The 20034-nt window shown below is 39.3% G+C and carries 19 protein-coding genes; 9 read left to right on the top strand and 10 right to left on the bottom strand.

Annotation, left to right across the window (positions count from 1 at the left end; genetic code table 11):
- Window positions 1-371: 371 nt before the first annotated feature.
- The 9 genes from rraB to CXF89_RS14155 all read right to left on the bottom strand — a co-directional run bounded on the left by rraB (window position 372) and on the right by CXF89_RS14155 (window position 9438).
- Complete coding sequence (gene rraB / locus CXF89_RS14195; protein ID WP_007585369.1) at window positions 372-707, bottom strand: ribonuclease E inhibitor RraB; 336 nt, start codon at window positions 705-707, stop codon at window positions 372-374.
- Window positions 707-1420 carry a 1-acylglycerol-3-phosphate O-acyltransferase gene (locus CXF89_RS14190; RefSeq protein ID WP_024590693.1) on the bottom strand — a complete coding sequence of 238 codons (714 nt, stop codon included), beginning with the start codon at window positions 1418-1420 and terminating at the stop codon, window positions 707-709. The genes rraB and CXF89_RS14190 overlap by 1 nt, the downstream gene beginning before the upstream one ends.
- 162 nt (window positions 1421-1582) lie before the next feature.
- Window positions 1583-3877, bottom strand: a complete 2295-nt coding sequence (gene parC, locus CXF89_RS14185) for a DNA topoisomerase IV subunit A (RefSeq protein ID WP_121954962.1) — start codon at window positions 3875-3877, stop codon at window positions 1583-1585.
- Between the two features lie 10 nt (window positions 3878-3887).
- Window positions 3888-4982 (bottom strand): PQQ-dependent sugar dehydrogenase, encoded by a 1095-nt coding sequence (locus CXF89_RS14180; RefSeq protein ID WP_121954961.1) that lies wholly within the window; start codon window positions 4980-4982, stop codon window positions 3888-3890.
- 29 nt (window positions 4983-5011) lie between these two features.
- A complete protein-coding gene (gene parE, locus CXF89_RS14175; RefSeq protein WP_121954960.1) occupies window positions 5012-6901 on the bottom strand; it encodes a DNA topoisomerase IV subunit B in 1890 nt (629 codons plus the stop codon).
- A gap of 108 nt (window positions 6902-7009) precedes the next feature.
- Complete coding sequence (locus CXF89_RS14170; RefSeq protein ID WP_007585377.1) at window positions 7010-7570, bottom strand: YqiA/YcfP family alpha/beta fold hydrolase; 561 nt, start codon at window positions 7568-7570, stop codon at window positions 7010-7012.
- Window positions 7555-8340: a metallophosphoesterase gene (locus CXF89_RS14165; protein WP_024592842.1), complete on the bottom strand. Its 786-nt coding sequence runs from the start codon at window positions 8338-8340 to the stop codon at window positions 7555-7557. Before CXF89_RS14165 ends, CXF89_RS14170 begins: the two co-directional genes overlap by 16 nt.
- Complete coding sequence (locus CXF89_RS14160) at window positions 8327-8785, bottom strand: DUF1249 domain-containing protein (protein WP_024592841.1); 459 nt, start codon at window positions 8783-8785, stop codon at window positions 8327-8329. Before CXF89_RS14160 ends, CXF89_RS14165 begins: the two co-directional genes overlap by 14 nt.
- 26 nt (window positions 8786-8811) lie before the next feature.
- Complete coding sequence (locus CXF89_RS14155) at window positions 8812-9438, bottom strand: NUDIX hydrolase (RefSeq protein ID WP_076916364.1); 627 nt, start codon at window positions 9436-9438, stop codon at window positions 8812-8814.
- 151 nt (window positions 9439-9589) lie between these two features.
- Between CXF89_RS14155 and tolC the strand changes: the two genes are divergently transcribed.
- From tolC to CXF89_RS14140, 3 genes are all read left to right on the top strand, one after another.
- Window positions 9590-10945: an outer membrane channel protein TolC gene (tolC, locus tag CXF89_RS14150; RefSeq protein WP_024590686.1), complete on the top strand. Its 1356-nt coding sequence runs from the start codon at window positions 9590-9592 to the stop codon at window positions 10943-10945.
- A 110-nt stretch (window positions 10946-11055) separates the two neighbouring features.
- Entirely contained in the window at window positions 11056-11985 is a 930-nt protein-coding gene (gene lpxL / locus CXF89_RS14145) for an LpxL/LpxP family Kdo(2)-lipid IV(A) lauroyl/palmitoleoyl acyltransferase (protein ID WP_024590685.1), read from the top strand.
- 41 nt (window positions 11986-12026) lie between these two features.
- Window positions 12027-12599, top strand: coding sequence for a toxin co-regulated pilus biosynthesis Q family protein (locus CXF89_RS14140; protein ID WP_024592837.1), 573 nt, complete (start codon window positions 12027-12029; stop codon window positions 12597-12599).
- A 47-nt stretch (window positions 12600-12646) separates the two neighbouring features.
- Here the strand turns inward: CXF89_RS14140 and glnE are convergent, their stop codons facing one another.
- Entirely contained in the window at window positions 12647-15442 is a 2796-nt protein-coding gene (gene glnE, locus CXF89_RS14135) for a bifunctional [glutamate--ammonia ligase]-adenylyl-L-tyrosine phosphorylase/[glutamate--ammonia-ligase] adenylyltransferase (RefSeq protein ID WP_121954959.1), read from the bottom strand.
- A 77-nt stretch (window positions 15443-15519) separates the two neighbouring features.
- On the opposite strand from glnE, the gene CXF89_RS14130 reads away from it, so the two are divergent.
- The 6 genes from CXF89_RS14130 to ruvX all read left to right on the top strand — a co-directional run bounded on the left by CXF89_RS14130 (window position 15520) and on the right by ruvX (window position 19986).
- Window positions 15520-16413: a DUF350 domain-containing protein gene (locus tag CXF89_RS14130; protein ID WP_007585393.1), complete on the top strand. Its 894-nt coding sequence runs from the start codon at window positions 15520-15522 to the stop codon at window positions 16411-16413.
- Between the two features lie 62 nt (window positions 16414-16475).
- A complete protein-coding gene (locus tag CXF89_RS14125; protein WP_007585395.1) occupies window positions 16476-16976 on the top strand; it encodes a hypothetical protein in 501 nt (166 codons plus the stop codon).
- A gap of 69 nt (window positions 16977-17045) precedes the next feature.
- Window positions 17046-17780, top strand: coding sequence for a 16S rRNA (uracil(1498)-N(3))-methyltransferase (gene rsmE, locus CXF89_RS14120; RefSeq protein WP_121954958.1), 735 nt, complete (start codon window positions 17046-17048; stop codon window positions 17778-17780).
- 54 nt (window positions 17781-17834) lie between these two features.
- Complete coding sequence (gene gshB / locus CXF89_RS14115; protein WP_121954957.1) at window positions 17835-18785, top strand: glutathione synthase; 951 nt, start codon at window positions 17835-17837, stop codon at window positions 18783-18785.
- A gap of 155 nt (window positions 18786-18940) precedes the next feature.
- Window positions 18941-19498, top strand: coding sequence for a YqgE/AlgH family protein (locus CXF89_RS14110; RefSeq protein WP_007585401.1), 558 nt, complete (start codon window positions 18941-18943; stop codon window positions 19496-19498).
- 38 nt (window positions 19499-19536) lie between these two features.
- Complete coding sequence (ruvX, locus tag CXF89_RS14105; protein ID WP_008170791.1) at window positions 19537-19986, top strand: Holliday junction resolvase RuvX; 450 nt, start codon at window positions 19537-19539, stop codon at window positions 19984-19986.
- Window positions 19987-20034 lie beyond the last annotated feature (48 nt).

Here is a 20034-nt window from a genome sequence, read left to right as displayed (position 1 = left end):
AATGACTAAAATTTAAAAATACGCGCTTATATAATTTAAAATTTCAAAATATTAGTGCAAATAAATAATTAAAAGTAAATTTTATATGTGAGATTAACCTTTCAAATTAATAGGTGATGATGAAATTGAAATGCTAAACAGGTACTAATTTTGAGATTTCTTTGGAGTGAGTAACACTTTATTGTCTACATGGATAAAGGTGAGGGGCGTGAGCAGAACGCGGAAGCTGCGCTCGGTTAACTTATTCTTACATGGATGTAAGCAAGCTTGAATCATGTAAAATTAGCACTCCCTAATTCGTGACACAAAAAAGCGAGTACTTTTACAATACTCGCTTTCAAATTAATAAATCTAAACCCTAGTTAGCTGCATTACTCTTGAAAGTAAGTACCCCAACCATCGTACTCAACTTCGCACTCAACGGCTAGTTGCGCTAGCTTATCAACGTCTTCCATAATAACGTCTACGTCTAGCTCAGCTTCAACTACAATGTCAAAGCTCCAAATTTTGTTACCGTCTTCAAGCTCAAGCTCTGCTGGTTCTTCAACATCGTAACCCAATTTAAAAGCAGCAAGTGCAGCTTGCTCTAACTTAGGAAAGTCTTCACACACAAAGTGGTGCTCTACTTCATAAAGTATTTCAGGGTCTGACCCATCTTCAAGTAGTGAACTTACGATGTCTTCACTTATTTCACGCCAGTTTTCCATTATTTTTCTCTCACTTGAGCATCTAATTCAGTTATTTTAGCAGCCATAATGCTATGCACGCTTTTAGCATGCTCACGCGCGCTAATTTCTTTATCAAGCGGTATAGGCGCTAACATTTCGATGTGAATTGTACCATTATCCCAACGATTTAGCTTAATGGTTTTATGTGTTGTATTCATACATACCGGAATTATGGGTACATCTGCGCTCATTGCGGTGTGAAATGCGCCTGTTTTAAATGGTAGCAACCCTCTTCCATAGCTTCGAGTGCCTTCTGGAAACATCCATACAGATAAGCCATTATTTTTAATTTTTTCGGCTGCTTTTGAGATAGTTCCTGCCGCTTTAGAGCGATTCGATCTGTCTATTAATATATTACCCGACAACCAATAAAGCTGACCAAAAAATGGGATCCACTTTAAGCTCTTTTTACCCAAACTTACGCAGTTTTTTGGCACCATTGCTGGCACTGTAAATAAGTCGTAGCTATTTTGATGATTAGCAACATAAACTGCAGGACCTGGATCAACGGCATCTTTATGACGTGTTAGAACTAGCTTAACGCCAACCATTTTAGCCATTGAGCCAAACCAACCCGCTATAATATGTACATTATTAGGGTGAAATGGTCTTACAATCGAAAGTAATAAACCAAAAATACAACTGAATAATATAAACAGCAGCATAATAAAAACGCGTATAACAGCTAGCAAATGGGCTTCTCCAAAAATGAATTATAATTATTATAGCGTTATTTTGTGACACAAACGAGTCAATAGCGCACAAGTGTACGCTGAAATATTTAAGCTCTTTATTTTAAAACAAAAACGGCCTGCAAATGCAGACCGTTTTTATTTATACAAAAAAGTAATTGGCTACTCTTCGCTAATAACGTCTATTGGTTCATCATCTTGAGGAGTTAGCTCAACAACGGCTTCGTCAACACGCTGTAAGCCACGCGGTAGTTTATTACCCCTACGTCCTCGCTCACCATGATAATGCTCTAAATCACTTGGTTTAAGTGTTAGTTTACGCTTACCAGCATGAAGCGTAACACTGCTTCCTAGTGGTACAACAGCAAGCACTTTTACAAACTCTTCACGGGCTTGTACTTTAGCACCTGGTATAGAGATGATTTTATTACCTTTACCCTTACCTAATTTTGGTAAGTCTCGCAGCGGGAATAAAAGCATTCGACCTTCGTTAGAAATAGCCATACAGTAATCGCTAGCAACATCGTTCACTCTAATAGGAGAAAGTAATATTCCACCTTTAGGGACACTTACGAGCGCTTTACCGTTTTTATTTTTACTAACTAAGTCTTTAAAGTCGGTAATAAAGCCGTAACCTGCATCTGACGTCATAAGCAATACTTGCTCGTCTTCACTCATTACCACGTGCTCAAAATTAGCGCCTGGTGTTAAGTTAAAACGACCTGTCATTGGCTCCCCTTGGCTACGCGCCGAAGGTAGACTGTGCGCATCAGTTGCAAACGCCCGCCCCGCTGAATCTAAAAATACCGCAGGTTGATTACTCTTACCACGAGCAGAGGCTCTAAAGCCGTCACCTGAGCGATAATTTAAGCCTTGTACATCTAAGTCATGACCTTTACCAACGCGTGCCCAGCCTTTGTCTGATAGCACAACAGTAACTGACTCTGACGGAATTAAATCTTTTTCGTTAAGTGCTTTCGCTTCTGAGCGCTCAATCACTGGTGAGCGACGATCGTCACCGTACATTTCAGCGGCTTCTTGAATTTCTTTTTTAAGCAGTGTCGACATACGACGTTCTGAGCCCAAAATTTGCGCTAATTTATCACGCTCTTTAGCCAGTTCGTCTTGCTCACCACGAATTTTAAACTCTTCAAGTTTTGCTAAATGACGAAGTTTTAATTCTAGAATTGCTTCTGCCTGCGTATCAGTTAAATCAAAGCGCTCCATTAATACAGGCTTTGGTTTATCTTCGCTGCGAATGATTTCAATCACTTCATCAATATTTAAAAAGGCGGCTAACAAACCCTCTAAAATATGTAGACGTGCTAATACTTTATCTAAACGATACTGCAAACGACGACGCACTGTTTCGCGTCTAAATATTAGCCACTCACTTAAAATACAGCGTAAGTCTTTAACTTGCGGGCGGCCATCTAGGCCTAGCATGTTTAAGTTTACTCGGTAATTTTTTTCAAGATCGGTGGTTGCAAATAAGTGCGCCATTAATGGCTCAGCTTTAATGCGGTTTGAGCGCGGAATAATTACAATGCGTGTTGGATTTTCGTGATCTGACTCGTCACGTAAATCGGCAATCATTGGTAATTTTTTAGCGTTCATTTGCGCTGCAATTTGCTCAAGTACTTTACCACCAGAACATTGATGCGGCAGCGCTGTAATAACAATATCACCATGCTCTTCGGTATAAACCGCACGCATTTTGATAGACCCTCGACCGGTTTTATATATTTTGTGAATATCGGCTTTTGGGGTAATTATTTCAGCATCTGTTGGATAATCTGGTGCATGTACAAGCTCAAGTAATTCTTCAAGCTCTGTTTTTGGTTTATCAAGTAATAAACAACATGCACTAGCCACTTCACGTACGTTATGTGGCGGAATATCGGTTGCCATACCTACGGCAATACCCGTTATACCGTTTAGTAAAATATGCGGTAAACGAGAAGGCAGTACAACAGGCTCATCCATTGTGCCATCAAAGTTTGGTGTCCAATCGACGGTGCCTTGGCCAAGCTCTTTAAGCAGTACTTCTGAAAACTTAGATAAACGCGCTTCGGTATAACGCATTGCTGCAAACGATTTAGGGTCATCTGCCGCGCCCCAGTTTCCTTGTCCATCCACCAAAGGGTAGCGGTAAGAAAACGGCTGCGCCATTAATACCATCGCTTCGTAACATGCACTGTCGCCGTGTGGATGGTACTTACCAAGCACGTCACCCACTGTACGGGCTGATTTTTTGTACTTAGCGTTAGCCGACAAACCCAGCTCACTCATCGCATAAATAATACGACGCTGTACTGGTTTTAAACCATCACCTACATGCGGTAAGGCGCGGTCCATGATCACGTACATGGAATAATTTAAATAGGCGTCTTCGGTAAAACGCCCCATTGTTTGTTGCTCAATTCCTTGCATTAGCAAGGTATCTGTATCACTCATTAAAGCTTACCTAGTTTTTCTTATAGCTTACACGGTAGATTACATTGGCGTAATCATCGCTTACTAACAGACTGCCGTCACCTAATTCTGCAAATGCAACAGGGCGTCCAAATGTTGTTTCGTCTTTCATAAAGCCAGTAATAAATGGCGTATATTTAGTTACGCGACCTACTTCAATTGTTGCTAGCCCTACTTTATAACCTGACTTTTTAGAACGGTTCCATGAGCCATGTTCAGCAACAAATAATTGTTGCTTATAGCTTGCTGGAAATTGCTTACCGTTATAAAAATGAATGCCCAGTGGCGCTACATGCGCTGGAAGTGCAAGAGCTGGCGACGTGTAATCGGCAATATTTTTACCTTCCCCAAACTCAGGGTCAATAATTGCGCCGGCATGAACATACGGAAAACCAAAATGTTCACCTTCTTGCGTTGCACGGTTTAACTCATCAGGCGGAATATCATCGCCCATCATGTCGCGACCGTTATCACTAAACCATAAAGCTTGAGTAGCTGGATGAAAATCAAAACCGACGGTGTTTCTAACGCCCTTGGCTATTGTTTTTATTTGTTTTGTTTCTACATTAAGCGCAAAAATACGGCCAAAACGTTCATCTTCAGCACAAATATTACACGGTACACCCACCGGAATGATTAGCTCGCCCGTTGGTGCAAAACGTAAAAATTTCCAACCATGATGACGCTCGCTCGGTAATGCGTCATAAACCACATCAAATTTTGGATCTTTTAATTGGGTATCAATATTTTTAAAGCGAATAATACGATGTACTTCGCCTACGTATAAATCGCCATCTTTAATTGCTATGCCTGAGGGCATGTTTAGGCCTTTAGCCACAACAATTTTTTTATCTGCTACGCCATCACTATTATGATCAATAAGCGCATATACGTTGCCCGCTTTACGGGAGCCAACATACACAATACCTTTTTTTGAAACGGCTATTTGACGTGCATTTTCTACATCATTTGCAAATAAGCTTATTTCAAATCCCGGTGCAACTGTGAGCTTATCGAGTATATTTTTCGCCATTACAGGAGCGGTAGTCAGCCCAAGTAACAGCAAACTTCCTAGTAGTTTTTTCATTCGCCTCTCCTAGTGTTAAGCACAGGTAATTAAACGAGTGCCTTGTTACCATGATCTTCTAACCATTGACGACGATCAGGCGATCGTTTCTTAGCAAGCAGCATATCCATCATTTCCATGGTTTCTACTTCTTCATCAAGCGTAAGCTGCACTAAACGTCGTGTATTTGGATCCATCGTGGTTTCACGCAGTTGTAACGGGTTCATTTCACCCAGACCTTTGAATCGTTGTACGTTTACTTTTCCGCGTTTTTTCTCGGCTTCTATGCGCGCCAAAATAGCGGTTTTTTCTTGCTCATCAAGTGCGTAATAAACTTCTTTGCCAATATCTATTCTAAATAATGGCGGCATTGCTACATACACATGCCCTGTTTTTACTAACTCTGGGAAATGGCGAACAAACAGTGCACATAATAGTGTTGCGATGTGTAGTCCATCCGAGTCAGCATCGGCCAATATACAAATTTTATTGTAGCGTAATGCCGACATATCGGTTGATTCTGGATCAATACCCAGCGCCACTGAAATATCGTGTACTTCTTGTGATGCTAGTATTTGGCCTGACTCAACTTCCCAGGTATTCAAAATTTTACCACGTAGCGGCATGATAGCCTGAAATTCACGGTCTCTTGCTTGTTTAGCAGAGCCACCAGCAGAATCACCTTCCACTAAAAACAATTCGGTACGGTCGTTATCGGCCGCGCTACAATCGGTCAATTTACCCGGTAAAGCAGGACCTGCAGTAACACGTTTACGCACTACTTTTTTAGCTGCACGCAAGCGAGTTTGTGCATTTGAAATACATAACTCAGCTAATAACTCTGCGGTATCAGTATGTTCATTCAACCATAAACTAAACGAGTCTTTTACAACCCCCGATACAAACGCAGAACACGAGCGTGATGATAGTTTTTCTTTTGTTTGACCGGCAAATTGAGGGTCTTGCATTTTAACCGATAACACGTAACTACAACGATCCCAAATGTCATCAGGAGTTAATTTCACACCACGAGGGAGTAAGTTTCTAAACTCACAAAATTCACGCATTGCTTCAAGCAAGCCTTGGCGTAAACCATTTACATGCGTACCACCTTGCGCGGTAGGTATAAGGTTTACGTAGCTTTCAGCTATTGATTCACCACCTTCTGGTAGCCATACAACAGCCCAATCAGCGCCTTCAATTGAGCTCTTAAATTCACCTACAAATGGGTCTTGCGGTAATGTTTCAAAACCTTTAATTGCTTCAACTAAATAATCTTTTAAGCCTGTTTCGTAAAACCATTCTTGGGTTTCTTTTGTTTGCTTATTAACAAACTTAATTCGCAGCCCTGGACACAAAACGGCTTTGGCTTTTAATAAATGATTAAGTTTAGTAATTGAGTAGTTTGGTGAATCAAAGTAGCTAACATCAGCCCAAAAACGAACCGTAGTACCGGTGTTACGTTTACCCACTGTACCAATTACATTTAAGTCTTCTACTTTATCGCCGCTTTCAAATGCCATTCTGTATTGTTGAGCGTCGCGTCTTACTGTTACTTCTACACGCGTAGATAACGCATTTACTACAGAAATACCTACACCGTGTAAACCACCCGAAAATTGGTAGTTTTTATTAGAAAACTTACCACCGGCGTGTAATTTAGTGAAGATCAATTCAACCCCAGGGATGCCTTCTTCTGGGTGAATATCAATAGGCATACCACGCCCGTCATCACTTACTTCAAGCGAATTGTCTTCGTGGAGTATTACGTCGATACGAGTAGCATGACCAGCCATAGCTTCATCGACACTGTTATCGATAACCTCTTGGCCTAAATGATTGGGACGTGTTGTATCTGTGTACATCCCTGGGCGTCGTTTTACCGGTTCTAATCCATTAAGTACTTCAATGGCTTCGGCGTTATAATTTTGATCACTCATAGTTTTTGTCTTTATATCCGCTAAGGCTCTAATACGCTTTACTAGTTTTATTGTTATATGCGCTAAAGCGTTAATATAGTAACTAACCTCAGTTCAGGCTAACTAGTTTTACGTGATTTTAAGAAAATCTACAATACTTGCAAAGGTGCGTTCAAATTCAACGTAGCTATGATCGCCACCAAATTCTATCAATTGCTTGCATTGCGAATAATATTTTACTGCGTGTTGAAAGTTCAACACTTCATCGCCTGTTTGCTGTAATAAGTACAGTAACTCAGGGTATGCTAATTTATCTACAGCGAGTAATTTAAGTGCCTCAATATGACTGTTATTTAAATCGTAATGATAATCTTGATACGGATTATAATTAGGTCCAAGTAACGACTGTAATAAATTATAGGGTGCGACCGCGGGATTAATAACCACTGCAGGAATTTGATAACGCTGCGATAAATACGTGGCAAAAAAACCACCTAACGAGCTACCTAATAAAACGGTATTTGGCGTTAGTAATTGTTCAAGCTCAATTATAGCTTGTAGGGGCTCGTGGTTTAAGTTCGGTACACAATAATCAACGTCATAGTTTGCCATAAGCTCACCAAAGCGCACAGCTTTATATGATTTTTGTGAACTATTAAAGCCATGAATATAAATTACGCGTTTAGCCATACTACTTCCGTTTTTACTTCTACTTTATCTTTTTTACTCTTTATATTTAGCGTTCTGTAAGCTGGCCCCGCATTTTTTTGCTCCCACTGTGAAGTGTGCTTTACAAACTGTATTGAGCTGGCCGGGGTCGCATATATGGGCAGCCCTCTAAAACTTTGTTCGTAATCATTGTGCACATGCCCATGAAAAAGCGCAGATACATTATTACTATTAACTAAGATATTTAAAAGCTGTGGGCCATTTTCTAATAAGTGTTTATCAAGGTAGCCGTTTATTGGCAGCGGATTATGATGACAAAATATAACTTTACTATTATTCGAGTTGACTAAAGCGTCCGTTACTTCATCTAAATGCGTGCCAGTAACCCATCCTGCGGGCGTGGGCCCTTTAGAATTAATAAGAAGTAACTCAATCCCATTAGCAATAATATGTTTAGCCGAATTTATTTGCCCACCACTTATGCGATTAAGCATTGCTAGTTCATCATGATTACCTGGCACCCAAAATACAGGACAAGTAATGTCACTGGCATTTATAAGTTCACTAAATAATAAGTACGATTCAAAACTATGATCTTGTGTTAAATCGCCACCAAAAATAATGCAGTCTATTGATTGTTTTGCTATGTGTGCCAAGGCTTGTTCAAAATGTTCTGCGGTATTTACAGTAAAGTACTCACCGCTTTTGTCTGCAAATAAATGGCTGTCAGTAATATGAGCAATGCACAAAGATGATTTATCAAATGTATATGTATCATCAAACCAAGCCATTATTTACATCCCAATTTAACGTCGCTTGTCCGTGCTCTACACAGGCCACTAACCAATCGTATAAAAAAGCATTAAGTTGATACTTTTCATCTTTTTGATGCATTTTAGGGTTAGGGTATCCATAAGATGGTTTTATGCGTTGATGATAATCGTGATGAACAATTTCAGCCACTTTGGCATCGTGATACAAACGCACCGTTAAATACAGTGGCGTAATCCCTTTAACCATTCCTGTTAGCTGCTTAATTGAAATATCCATAGTGTATTTTGCGCTGCCATCAATTTTTGTAGCAAACTCACTGTTGCCAAGTTTAACTTCACGAATGCTTCCTATATTGCGCTCGCTCGGTAACAACTTTAATAGTCGCACATAGTTATGCTCACAAAGTGTTAAATACTTTGGGAGGCTCTGAATATATCGCTTTGTTGCTAATTGTGCTGTCAAAGTACCACCATAATATTAGTAAGAGTTTATGCCCATTTGCTTGCCATTTTTTCGCGATTTAGCGCAAGCCACTGCATACAAATAACCGTTGCCGCATTATCCATTTCACCGTTATTGAGGCGCATTAGCGCATCATCAACTGATAGAATGTGAGTTTTTATATCCTCGCCTTCAGTTTCAAGACCATATACACCTGATTTCACTTGGCTTAAGTCAGTACGCGCTAAATATAAATGTAAGCGCTCAGTTGTACCACCAGGGCTTGATAGGTATGAAAGCATAAATTCAAGTTCAGTTAATTTAAGCCCAGCTTCTTCATACGCTTCTTTTTTTACAACTGATTCGTAATCCGTACTGCCGTCTGTCATTCCGGCTATACACTCTAGCAGCCAAGGCGAATGCTTGCTTTTAATAGCGCCAATACGTATTTGCTCAATTAAAAGAACAGTATCTGATATTGGATCGTAAGGGAGTACTGCAATAGCATCGCCACGTTCTAATATTTCTCGACTAATTACTTTAGATTTTCCACCCGCAAAAAGAGCATGTTCAAACTGGTATAAATCAACCTGAAAAAAACCTTTATAAAGGTTTTTTATTGGCTTTAAATTCACATCTTTATGTGTAAATTGAACGAGCTTTTTATCAACCACGTACATACCTCCTACTTATCTAAAGCTTTAAAATGCGTTAATATATTCTGTTACACTTGAACATACTGTTTTACTAATTATTTTTTTTGTTATGCAGTAAAACAGGTTAACATGCTTTTAGTACAAAAATTGTCTAAGGACCGAACCCCACATGAAAAAGAACATTCTTGCGGCGCTAGTTAGTTTATCATGCGCATTAGGTGCAACAGCAGTGAAAGCTGAAGATTTACTACAAGTTTTTGAAATAGCGACAGCTAACGATCCTACTGTTTTAAAAGCAAAAGCCCAAGCCGATGCGCAGTCTTACCAAAGCGATTTGGCGATGAGTGCACTATTACCTCAAATTGGTTTAACTATGGGTTATACAAAAAGCGATGCAACGTCGTACCAAAGCGTTGGCGACTTATCTAACCAAGTAAAAGTTGAAAGTGATACAGACCAATTCTCTCGCGGTGTGAGCTTAAGCCAAACATTATTTGATTTAGGTGCCTGGAATACGTTAGATATTGCCGACAAGCAAGCGCTTCAAGCAAGCGGCCTATACGATGCAGCTAAACAAAACTTAATTGTACGCGTTGCTGAAGGTTATTTTAACGTATTAAGTGCAAGCGATAACCTTGAATTTGTTGAAGCTGAAAAACGTGCAATTGAACGTCAACTTGAGCAAACAAAACAACGGTATGCGGTAGGCTTAACAGCAATTACTGACGTACACGAAGCGCAAGCTCAGTTTGATAACTCTGTAGCTCAAGAAATTATTGCAGGTAATGCTGTAGAAACAGCACGTGAGCAACTTCGTGAGATTACAGGTAAATATCACGAAAAATTAGACTTTTTAAATACAGATACTTTCTCAACAACTAAACCAACTAAGCGCTCAAGCGACTTTGTTAAAGTAGCTGAAGATAAAAATATAAACCTACAAGTGTCTAAAGTAACGGTTGATATTGCAAAAGATCAAATTGAATTAGCAAAAGCGGGTCATTACCCAAAGCTAACCCTAAGTGCTAGTTACGGCGATTCTCTTACAGACAATCAAATAAATGGCGCTAACTTTGATGATCAGCCACGTTCAGACTCAAGCTCTGTAGGGCTTAACTTTAGCGTACCTTTATATTCAGGTGGTGCAACAGTTGCTGCAACAAATCAGGCCCGTGCGTTTTACGTAGGTGCGAGCCAAGACTATGAAACAAATTACCGCGCAGTAACTCGCACAGTAATTACATCTTATAACCAAGTTGTTTCAGACATTGCTACTTACAAAGCGCTAGAGCAAGCGGTTGTTTCAGCTCAAAGTGCCCTTAAAGCAACTGAAGCTGGTTTTGAAGTAGGTACTCGTACCATTGTTGACGTACTAGTAAGTACGCAAAATTTGTACGATGCAAAGCGTAACCTTGCTGATGTACGTTACCGTTATGTGTTATCTACCCTTCGCCTAAAACAAGCTGCGGGTACATTAACAAGTGCAGATTTAGTTGCTATAAACCAAGGTTTAAAAGCCGCTTAATTTTCATTACTCGTGCAGTATGAACACATTGGAAGCCAGCTAAATGCTGGCTTTTTGTATTTTACAGCGCTTAGCGTTAAACTATCGTTTTTATTCTCAGAGATATTTTTGTGGTCACCTCATCTCCTTTTAAAGCATCTTTTTTGGGCCCTCGATACTGGTTAACGTGGATTGGTGTTCTATTTTTATATTTAATTTCTTGGTTACCGCAAAAACTACAATTGGCAATGGGTAAACAGCTTGGTCGCTTAGTTCATAAATTTATGAAGCGCCGTCGCCATATTGCAGAAGTAAATATTAAGCTGTGTTTTCCTGATATGAGCGCAGCAGATCAAAAAGACCTTGTGCTCAAAAATATGGAAAACACCGGTATTGCAATGGTTGAGACTGGCATGGCCTGGTGGTGGCCGCAGTGGCGAGCACAAAAAGCATTAGGGTCTTTTAAAGGGCTTGAGCACTTTGAACGCGTACAAGCGTCTGGTAAAGGTGTTTTATTGCTTGTCCCTCATATTCTGCATCTTGAAATGGCTAGCCGTATTATGGGCTTAGAGTGTCAGGGTGTTGGCTTTTATCGCCCTCATAACAACCCACTAATGGAATACTTTACGACTAATGGGCGCCTTCGCTCTAACGAATATTTAATCGGTCGAAAAGATGTAAAAGGTTTACTAAAAGCATTAAAAAATAAAAAGGTATGTTATTACTTACCCGATCAAGATTACGGTCGTAACCGCTGTGAATTTGTCCCATTTTACGCAGTACCTGACGCTGCAACTACAACGGGTACTCTTATGTTTGCAGGCAGTAAAAACTGCGAAACAATGAGTTTAATAACTCGCCGTGATGAAAATGGTAAATATCACTTAGAAATACTGCCAGAGCTTGAAAACTTCCCCAGTGGGGATAATAAGGCTGATGTAACACGTGTAAATCAACGCATGGAACAATCTGTTAATGCCGCACCCGAACAATATATGTGGCTACACCGTCGTTTTAAAACTCGACCTGATAAAAATACCCCTTCTTTTTATAAAAAGTAATGGTATAACAATAATAGGAACAAATAAGGTGGGTAATAATCATGTGGTTTTGGATTAGGCATTTATCATTTGCAGCTGTACTAATAGCACTCGCCGTATACTTTTTGTTGAGTGATGGTTCTTTATTTGATATTAAAAAATCTAAAAATGCAGCTGCCGAAGGATTATCACGTTTTTACTCCTCTATTCGTAACCAAGTAAAAAGTAATAAAGAACGAGATCAATTTGTTTTAAAACTTAAAACACCAGAACAGACCTTAGATAGAGTATTAGCGGAACGTGCGCGAACAGTTGATCCAATGCCGACCACTTGGACTGGAGAAGTTGAACCTAGACGCTTTGAAAATGGCACAACACTTAAAGACGTACTCTATCAATATGCTAAAAATGAAGGTATTGAGCTTTACTGGTATTTAAGTAAAGACTACGTAGTTAAAGATCATTTTAGAGTAGACAGCAACTTTACTTCAGCACTTTATCAAATTGGTCGTGCTATAAATGACGACTTTGAGCATGAGGTTTACACTTACTTTTGCCACAAACAAAGAGCAGCGGTTATTACAGAGTTACCATCAGAATTTGTGCGAACAAACTGTTTAAAGCTAAAGATTTAAGGGGTTACACGTACAAAAAACCCAAGCAAGCGCTTGGGTTTTACAATTCAATTCAATTCAAAAATACTATTCCAAATATTCGTTACGTTAGTAATATCTTGTAAAAAAGCTTCTCGCGAGATCAATTTGCCTTTTTGATCCAAGCTCAGCACGTGATAACACGAGCGATAATCAATATACGCTTTGATCAACTGCTGTTTTTGCTCTTTAGTAATACAGCCTATATTTGCTGCATCCGTTAATATTCTTACGTTATCTGAGTAAACGGTAAGCTGCTCAAACTCATTCGCGTGTTTAAGTACTAAATATTGCGTAATAAACTCAATATCAGCCATACCACCAACATCTTGTTTTAAGTCAAATTGCTCAGTATTTCCCTTCGCTAGATGGTCGCGCATTTTTTCGCGCATTTTTATTACATCGGCTTTTAACACGGTATCATCGCGCTGTTGGCAAAGTATATTTTTACGGATTTGTGAAAAACGATCTATAAGATCGTCTTGGCCCAAAATTAACCGAGCCCGCACAAGTGCTTGATGTTCCCACGTCCATGCTTGAGTTTGCTGATAGTGATTAAAGCTCTCTAAATTGATAGCAAGTAAACCTGATGCACCTTCAGGGCGTAATCGCGTATCAAGCTCATACAAAATACCCGATGCAGTACGAGTATTAAATAAATGCATTAAGCGCTGAGCGAGTTTTAAATAAAACTGGCGAGAATCTATCGGTTTTTCACCATTGGTTTGGCTTGAGCCATCATGATTATGCACAAACACCAAATCTAAATCTGAGTCGTACCCTACTTCTAAGCCGCCTGTTTTACCATATGCAATAACAGCAAAACCTTTGTTTTCATCATCAGTGCCAGGGGGCATACCAAAACGCTTAACGGTGTTATGCCATGCAATATTAACAGCTTGATCAACAATCGCTTCGGCCAGTACAGTTAAGTGATCGCTTACTTTCATCACATCAAGAACACCGGTTGCATCGGCAGCTGCAATTCGTAATTGATGCGTTTGCTTAAATTGCCTAAGCGACTCCATTTGCAGTTCTAAATCGTCATGCTCTATTCGTAAAAAATACTGTCTTATTTCATCTTTATAAGCGGTTAATGGTGTCGGTTTATAAAGAACAGCCGGGTCTATTAGCTCATCCAGCAATATAGGGTAGCGAGAAATATGTTCGCCTATCCATTTGCTATGACAACACAGTAAAACAAGTTGCTTTAATGCACCTTGGTTTTCGTACAGCAATTCTAAATAAGCAGTACGTGAAATTATCTTATTAAAAATTTGGCAAACCATTGTAAAAGCAGCTGCGCTGGCATTAAAGTCATTTAACTGGCTCAATAAAACAGGCATTAATTTATCAAGGGTTTCACGCCCTCGGTTACCGATGTTGACCTTAGACAGCCTTAATTTAAAATCGTTAAGGGGTGTTTGCCATTCATCTCTAGCCTCTTTTAGAAAGCTCACATCACCATGATCCCAAGCACTAATAAATGCACCTTCACAGGTATCTAGTGGCGCGGTTTCTTCGCCAATAACGAGTGCAAACTCGCCGTTAACTTGCTTCATTACCTTTTCAATAGTGATTAAAGTGGCAGAAAAATCAGCTTGTTCTAATAATAAGTTTAAGCGCTGCTGGTTCAATTCATCATCGGGGAGTGTTTGCGTTTGCTGATCGTCAAATATTTGTAAGTACTGTTCAACTTTTCGCAAATAAAGGTAATTGCGTTTAAGCTCGCTCGCTTCTTGCTCATCTATAACTTGGCTAAGTGCCAGCTCATTTAATGCTTTAAGTAATGATTGAGTTTGTAAATTAGCCTCTCGCCCACCTCGTACCATTTGTAGGGCTTGCACTATAAATTCAACTTCACGAATACCACCAGCTCCTAATTTTATATTATTAGTTAAGCGTTTACGGCGAACCTCTTGTGCAATCATTAACTTCATTTTACGCAAAGATTCAATCACCGAAAAATCAATATACCGGCGATAAACAAACGGCTTTAAAAGCTTAATAAATTCATCCCAATATTTGTTAGGCGTGCCAATTAAGCGCCCTTTTAACATCGCGTAGCGTTCCCAGTCGCGACCTTGTTCTTGGTAGTAATCTTCAATGGCATTAAAGCTCATAACCAAAGGGCCACTTTCGCCAAACGGGCGTAGGCGCATATCAACCCTAAATACCTGCCCGTCACCGGTGGCTTGGTTAAGTGATGCAATGAGCTTTTGTGCAACTTTGGTATAAAATACTTGAGCCTCAAGGCTTCTGCGGCCACCTTGGGTTTTTGTACTGCGCGGATATGCAAAAATGAGATCAATATCAGAGGAGTAATTTAGCTCTTGTCCGCCAAGTTTTCCCATACCCAACACCATTAACGGCATTGCTTGGTTTTGCTCATCAAGCGGCTCACCATTTACTTTTGCCACCTGTGCATGCGCCCATTGGTTAGCACTATTTATTAGCATGTCAGCCAGTTGGCTTATGTAATTAATACTATCGGCAATGGGATTGTTACAGCATAAATCTAAAAAGGCGACTTTGAGCCAGTACTTTTCACGATATTGGCGAAGTACTTTATGGCACTGCACTTCATCAATATCAGCTAAATTAAGGTTTTTAAAAGGAGAATCTATTACTCTATTTTGTATTTCGTCTTTGCATAATAGCCAAGTATTTAAATCAGGTTGTGATTCTAAACTGCGCCAAGCAAAGTCGCTTAATGCTAATAACCTTACAACTTCACTTTGTTTACTTTGCTGCGGGTATAACTGTTCAAAGCGCATCAAGCCAAGTTTTTGTAATTGAATAGGAAGTTGCTTTACGTTACTCATCAATCCTCTCTTTTATATCATCAATAACCGTACTAGAATGATTAAAACCTAGAAAGGTTAACTTAATTAGGATTACCATGTCATATTTGTCTTTATCTAACACTAGTTTTATTGCGATTGCCATTAGTTTTGCGGTTATTTGCATAACTATTTTTTGTTTACGAGTTGTCACTCAAATCAAAGCAAAACAAGCGCTTAAAGATGAGCTAGCACAACACGACAACTTTGCCATGGGTATTAGTTTTGCATCTGAAATATCAGTTGTTATAGCCACTATGGCTTTCTTATTTGACGAAATAAGTATAAGTACCGCACAGTCAAACCCGTTAAAAGTGTTAATTATTATTATTCTTTTATTCACTTTTATAAAAGTGGGTCATTTAATTCACAGAAAATGGATACTCCACAGGTTTAACGAAGAAGCTGCCATACTAAAACAAAATGTATGTGCTGCATTGGTAGATTCAGGCATGTTAATCGCTAACTGTATTATCGCACTTGGCTTGTACACGTGGACGCACACCCAAGGATTCAGTAACTTACTTATTGCTTGTGTTAGCTTTTTTACGCTTCAGGGAATGTTTGCACTGGATAGTAAAATACGAGAACACCGTTTTGCAAAAGCAAATCAAGGAGCTTCGCTACAAAGTAACTTTAACCTAGAGAATACATCTATTGGTATAAGGTATGCTGGTAAATCAATCGGCTTAGCATTGGCTGTATATGCAGGTTTATCTAGCGCAGCATTTCAAAACGGTAAAATGGTAGAAAACATATTTACACTCGTTATGCATTGCGGTGTAATGTGGATACTACTTTACAGCTTAACGTATGTGATAAAAGTTATCTCTTTACCAAATATTGATACGGCTCTTGAAATAGACCATCAAGATAATATTGGGGTAGCATGTATAGAGTTTGCTGTTTTTTGTGCTATAGGCTATTTACTTATTAGCATGTTTTCTCTTTAGACCTTTTTACTAAAATACAGCCATTAAAAGTCTGCATTTAAGTAATAATGGTAATTACTTAAATGCAACAAGGTCCTAGCTCTATGCCACTTGAAATAACGAATTACTTGTTAATTGACATAGACAACGAATTTAGCCGAGCATTTGCCGAATACTATGTAAATAATAATGGTAAAACAAAAGCGAGTACGCTTATTGCAGCAGGCAGTAATACCCGCCAGTTAGTAAAAATGATGTTTGACGAACTTATTAAAGACTATAGTTATTGCGACCTTGAAAACGAAATAAGCGTTTCTGAATTAATTAACTATCTAAAAGAGCATCACGATTTACACGGAGTCCTTTTTAATAGTACCGATTACTTACTAGCAAGCGATAAACAACGCTTTATTTATAACTCGTTACATGAAGAGCGCTTTTTAATAAGCTTTGATGATACAGGCTATACACTAAGCCTAGTTACTGACGAGACGTTAACGGAACCTTCGCAAAATCACCACGATATAGCACACACACCACAAGATTTAATAGACCTTGCAGAGCAACTTAATAAAAATAAATAATTGCGCACAGCTCCCAGCTTACTTACCATAGCAGTATATATCTTTACGCTAAGTAATAAGTGACGCCCTATGCGAGTTCCTCATATTTATCAAACATCGAGTATTGCCCTAAACACCCCTGTAACTTTAGATGACGATGCTGCAGGGCATATTGGCAGAGTGCTGCGCATGAAAGTAGGCGAGCATGTATCTATTTTTAATGGCGAAGGCGGCGAATACCTTAGTGAAATAATTGAGGTAACAAAAAAAACAGTCGTCGTAATGCCGTTAGAGCTTAATCCTCATGATGTAGAATCCCCGCTTAAAATTCATTTAGGCCAGTGTGTATCCCGTGGTGATAAGATGGATTTTACAATTCAAAAGTCAGTTGAACTGGGCATTACCGAAATCACCCCTATTTTTAGTCAGCGCTGTGGCGTGAAACTAATGGGCGATCGTCTTGAGAAAAAACACCAACAATGGCAAAAAATTGCAATAGCAGCGGCAGAGCAATCTGGGCGTAATTTTGTGCCAATTATTCATCCCCCTGTAGATTTAAAACAATGGCTTGCACAACAAACCAATGCAATTAAGCTCACTCTTCACCCTCGTGCTGAGCACAGCATTAAAACCATTACGGTACCTAAAGATGGCGTACGCTTTTTAGTCGGCCCAGAAGGCGGCTTTACCGACGATGAAATGGCACTAACTAAACAACTAGAATTTGTGGATATTCGCTTAGGCCCGCGCATTTTACGAACGGAAACAGCCGCTTTAACGGTCTTAAGTGCATTACAACTTCAATTTGGCGATTTAGCTAATTGAAATAACTAAAAGCACCCTCATATAAACAGTAACATTTATAGTAAGGCACAGCGCATGGCAATTAAGTTAGGTATTATTTCAGATCCTATTAGTGGATTTAACATCAAAAAAGACACCGGTTTTGCAATGATGATGCAAGCGCAAGAACGCGGCTACGAAATTTATTATATGGAGATGGATGATTTATCTCTTCGTAAAGGTAAGTCGTACGCTACAGCGTCTAAAGCGCAAGTGTTTAATAATGCAGAAAAATGGTACGAGCTTGAAGAAAAAGCCACTATAGCCCTTGCCGACCTTGATGTTATTTTAATGCGAAAAGATCCTCCTTTTGATACCGAATACATTTACGCGACGTATATTTTAGAGCGTGCAGAACAAGAAGGTACGTTAATAATTAACAAGCCACAAAGCCTTCGCGATGCTAACGAAAAGCTATTTACAGCATGGTTTAGCGAACATACGCCAGACACACTTGTTACACGTAGCCAAAAACAAATTCGTGAGTTTTTAGCCGAGCATAAAGACATTATTTTAAAACCCCTTGATGGCATGGGTGGCGCATCTATTTTCCGCCTTAGAGAAGACGATGCCAACATTGGTGTAATTTGTGAAACGCTAACCGAGCACGGCAGCCGCTTTGCTATGGTGCAAAATTACATCCCAGAGATCAAACAAGGCGACAAGCGCGTATTGGTTATTGATGGTGAGGTTATTCCGTATTGTTTAGCGCGAATTCCACAAAATGGTGAAACACGCGGTAATTTAGCTGTTGGCGGTCGAGGCGAAGCGCGTCCACTTAGCGAGTCAGATTTAAAAATAGCGCAAGCGGTTGCACCAACGCTTAAAGAAAAAGGCTTAATATTTGTAGGTTTAGATATTATTGGCGATAAATTAACTGAAATTAACGTAACTGCACCAACGTGCGTGCGCGAAATTGAAGCTGCTTATGATATTTCTATTACAGGTAATTTGTTTGATGCCATTGAAAGAAAGCTAGATAAATAAGTATCTACCTATCGTTATTAAAAGCACTTTCGTGTCATAAATTTTAATATAGTTGTTAACTATTAATTTTTAAACTGTATGAAAGTGCTTTTTTAGTTTTAAAAACAAAGGTATGTGCCATACTCAAAGTTCATTAACTAAAAAGGGTGAAATCTATGCAGTCATTAGAAAATCATTTTTTAATCGCGATGCCGTCGATGCAAGACCCTTTTTTTAAACGTGCTGTTACCTATATTTGTGAGCACAATGAAGATGGGGCTATGGGCTTGGTAATAAACCAACCTATTGATGTTACTGTTGGCGAACTTTTAGATAAAATAGAAATTGATAACGACAAAACGCAAAACGCAGCAAAAGTAAGTGTGTTTGCAGGCGGACCCGTTAAAACTGACCGTGGTTTTGTTTTGCACTCTCCCCAATCAGGTTATTCAGCAAGCCAAAAACTCAGTAGCGATATTATGATCACTACCTCAAAAGACGTTTTAGCAAGCTTAACTACCGCACAAGCACCTGAACAATTTATTATTACACTGGGTTATTCAGGATGGGAGCAAGGACAACTCGAACAAGAGTTACTTGATAACAGTTGGTTGATCATAGAAGCCGATCCGAAGATCATTTTTGACACCCCCGTTGAAAAACGATGGGAAAAAGCAGTTTCAATGTTGGGCTTTGATATTAGCCAACTCAGCCCTGAAGCTGGTCACGCATAATAGTAATTTAACCCTTAGCAAACTTAAACAAGATACACATGACAAAAAAATCGCTTAAGCCGCAAGGCGAACGCACTGTAATGGGCTTTGACTTTGGCACCAAAAGTATTGGTATTGCTATTGGGCAAGAGCTAACAGGCAGCGCGTCTAGCCTTAAGGCTGTAAAAGCACAAGATGGCATTCCTAACTGGGACCATATTGCTGTACAAGTAACCGAATGGCAGCCTGACTTAATGGTTGTTGGCTTACCACTAAATATGGATGGAACGTCACAAGAGGTTACCTTTAAAGCAAAAAAGTTTGCCAACAGATTACATAATCATTATGGCATTCCGGTACAAACACAAGACGAGCGTTTAACGACTGCGGATGCTAAAGCGCGACTTTTTGAAAGTGGTGGCTATAAAAATTTAGGCAAAGGTAACGTAGATAATATGTCTGCGGTTATTATTTTAGAAAGTTTTTTTGAGTCTAGTTACGGTGAATAAACAGGCTATATAAATAACCTGTTATATAAATAAAAAGCGCCAATTGGC

The sequence above is a fragment of the Pseudoalteromonas sp. MelDa3 genome (assembly GCF_002863625.1).
GTDB classification, from domain to species: Bacteria; Pseudomonadota; Gammaproteobacteria; order Enterobacterales; family Alteromonadaceae; genus Pseudoalteromonas; species Pseudoalteromonas arctica.
This window is presented reverse-complemented; position numbering and strand designations above follow the sequence as displayed.

Bases quoted from the DNA above. Each gene is read 5' to 3' on its own strand.
- parE (WP_121954960.1), bottom strand. From the start codon at position 6,901: ATGAGTGATCAAAATTATAACGCCGAAGCCATTGAAGTACTTAATGGA.
- CXF89_RS14140 (WP_024592837.1), top strand. From the start codon at position 12,027: ATGTGGTTTTGGATTAGGCATTTATCATTTGCAGCTGTACTAATAGCA.
- CXF89_RS14165 (WP_024592842.1), bottom strand. From the start codon at position 8,340: ATGGCTTGGTTTGATGATACATATACATTTGATAAATCATCTTTGTGC.
- CXF89_RS14180 (WP_121954961.1), bottom strand. From the start codon at position 4,982: ATGAAAAAACTACTAGGAAGTTTGCTGTTACTTGGGCTGACTACCGCT.
- glnE (WP_121954959.1), bottom strand. From the start codon at position 15,442: ATGAGTAACGTAAAGCAACTTCCTATTCAATTACAAAAACTTGGCTTG.
- gshB (WP_121954957.1), top strand. From the start codon at position 17,835: ATGGCAATTAAGTTAGGTATTATTTCAGATCCTATTAGTGGATTTAAC.
- ruvX (WP_008170791.1), top strand. From the start codon at position 19,537: ATGACAAAAAAATCGCTTAAGCCGCAAGGCGAACGCACTGTAATGGGC.
- CXF89_RS14125 (WP_007585395.1), top strand. From the start codon at position 16,476: ATGCAACAAGGTCCTAGCTCTATGCCACTTGAAATAACGAATTACTTG.
- rsmE (WP_121954958.1), top strand. From the start codon at position 17,046: ATGCGAGTTCCTCATATTTATCAAACATCGAGTATTGCCCTAAACACC.
- parC (WP_121954962.1), bottom strand. From the start codon at position 3,877: ATGAGTGATACAGATACCTTGCTAATGCAAGGAATTGAGCAACAAACA.
- CXF89_RS14110 (WP_007585401.1), top strand. From the start codon at position 18,941: ATGCAGTCATTAGAAAATCATTTTTTAATCGCGATGCCGTCGATGCAA.
- CXF89_RS14170 (WP_007585377.1), bottom strand. From the start codon at position 7,570: ATGGCTAAACGCGTAATTTATATTCATGGCTTTAATAGTTCACAAAAA.
- rraB (WP_007585369.1), bottom strand. From the start codon at position 707: ATGGAAAACTGGCGTGAAATAAGTGAAGACATCGTAAGTTCACTACTT.
- tolC (WP_024590686.1), top strand. From the start codon at position 9,590: ATGAAAAAGAACATTCTTGCGGCGCTAGTTAGTTTATCATGCGCATTA.
- CXF89_RS14130 (WP_007585393.1), top strand. From the start codon at position 15,520: ATGTCATATTTGTCTTTATCTAACACTAGTTTTATTGCGATTGCCATT.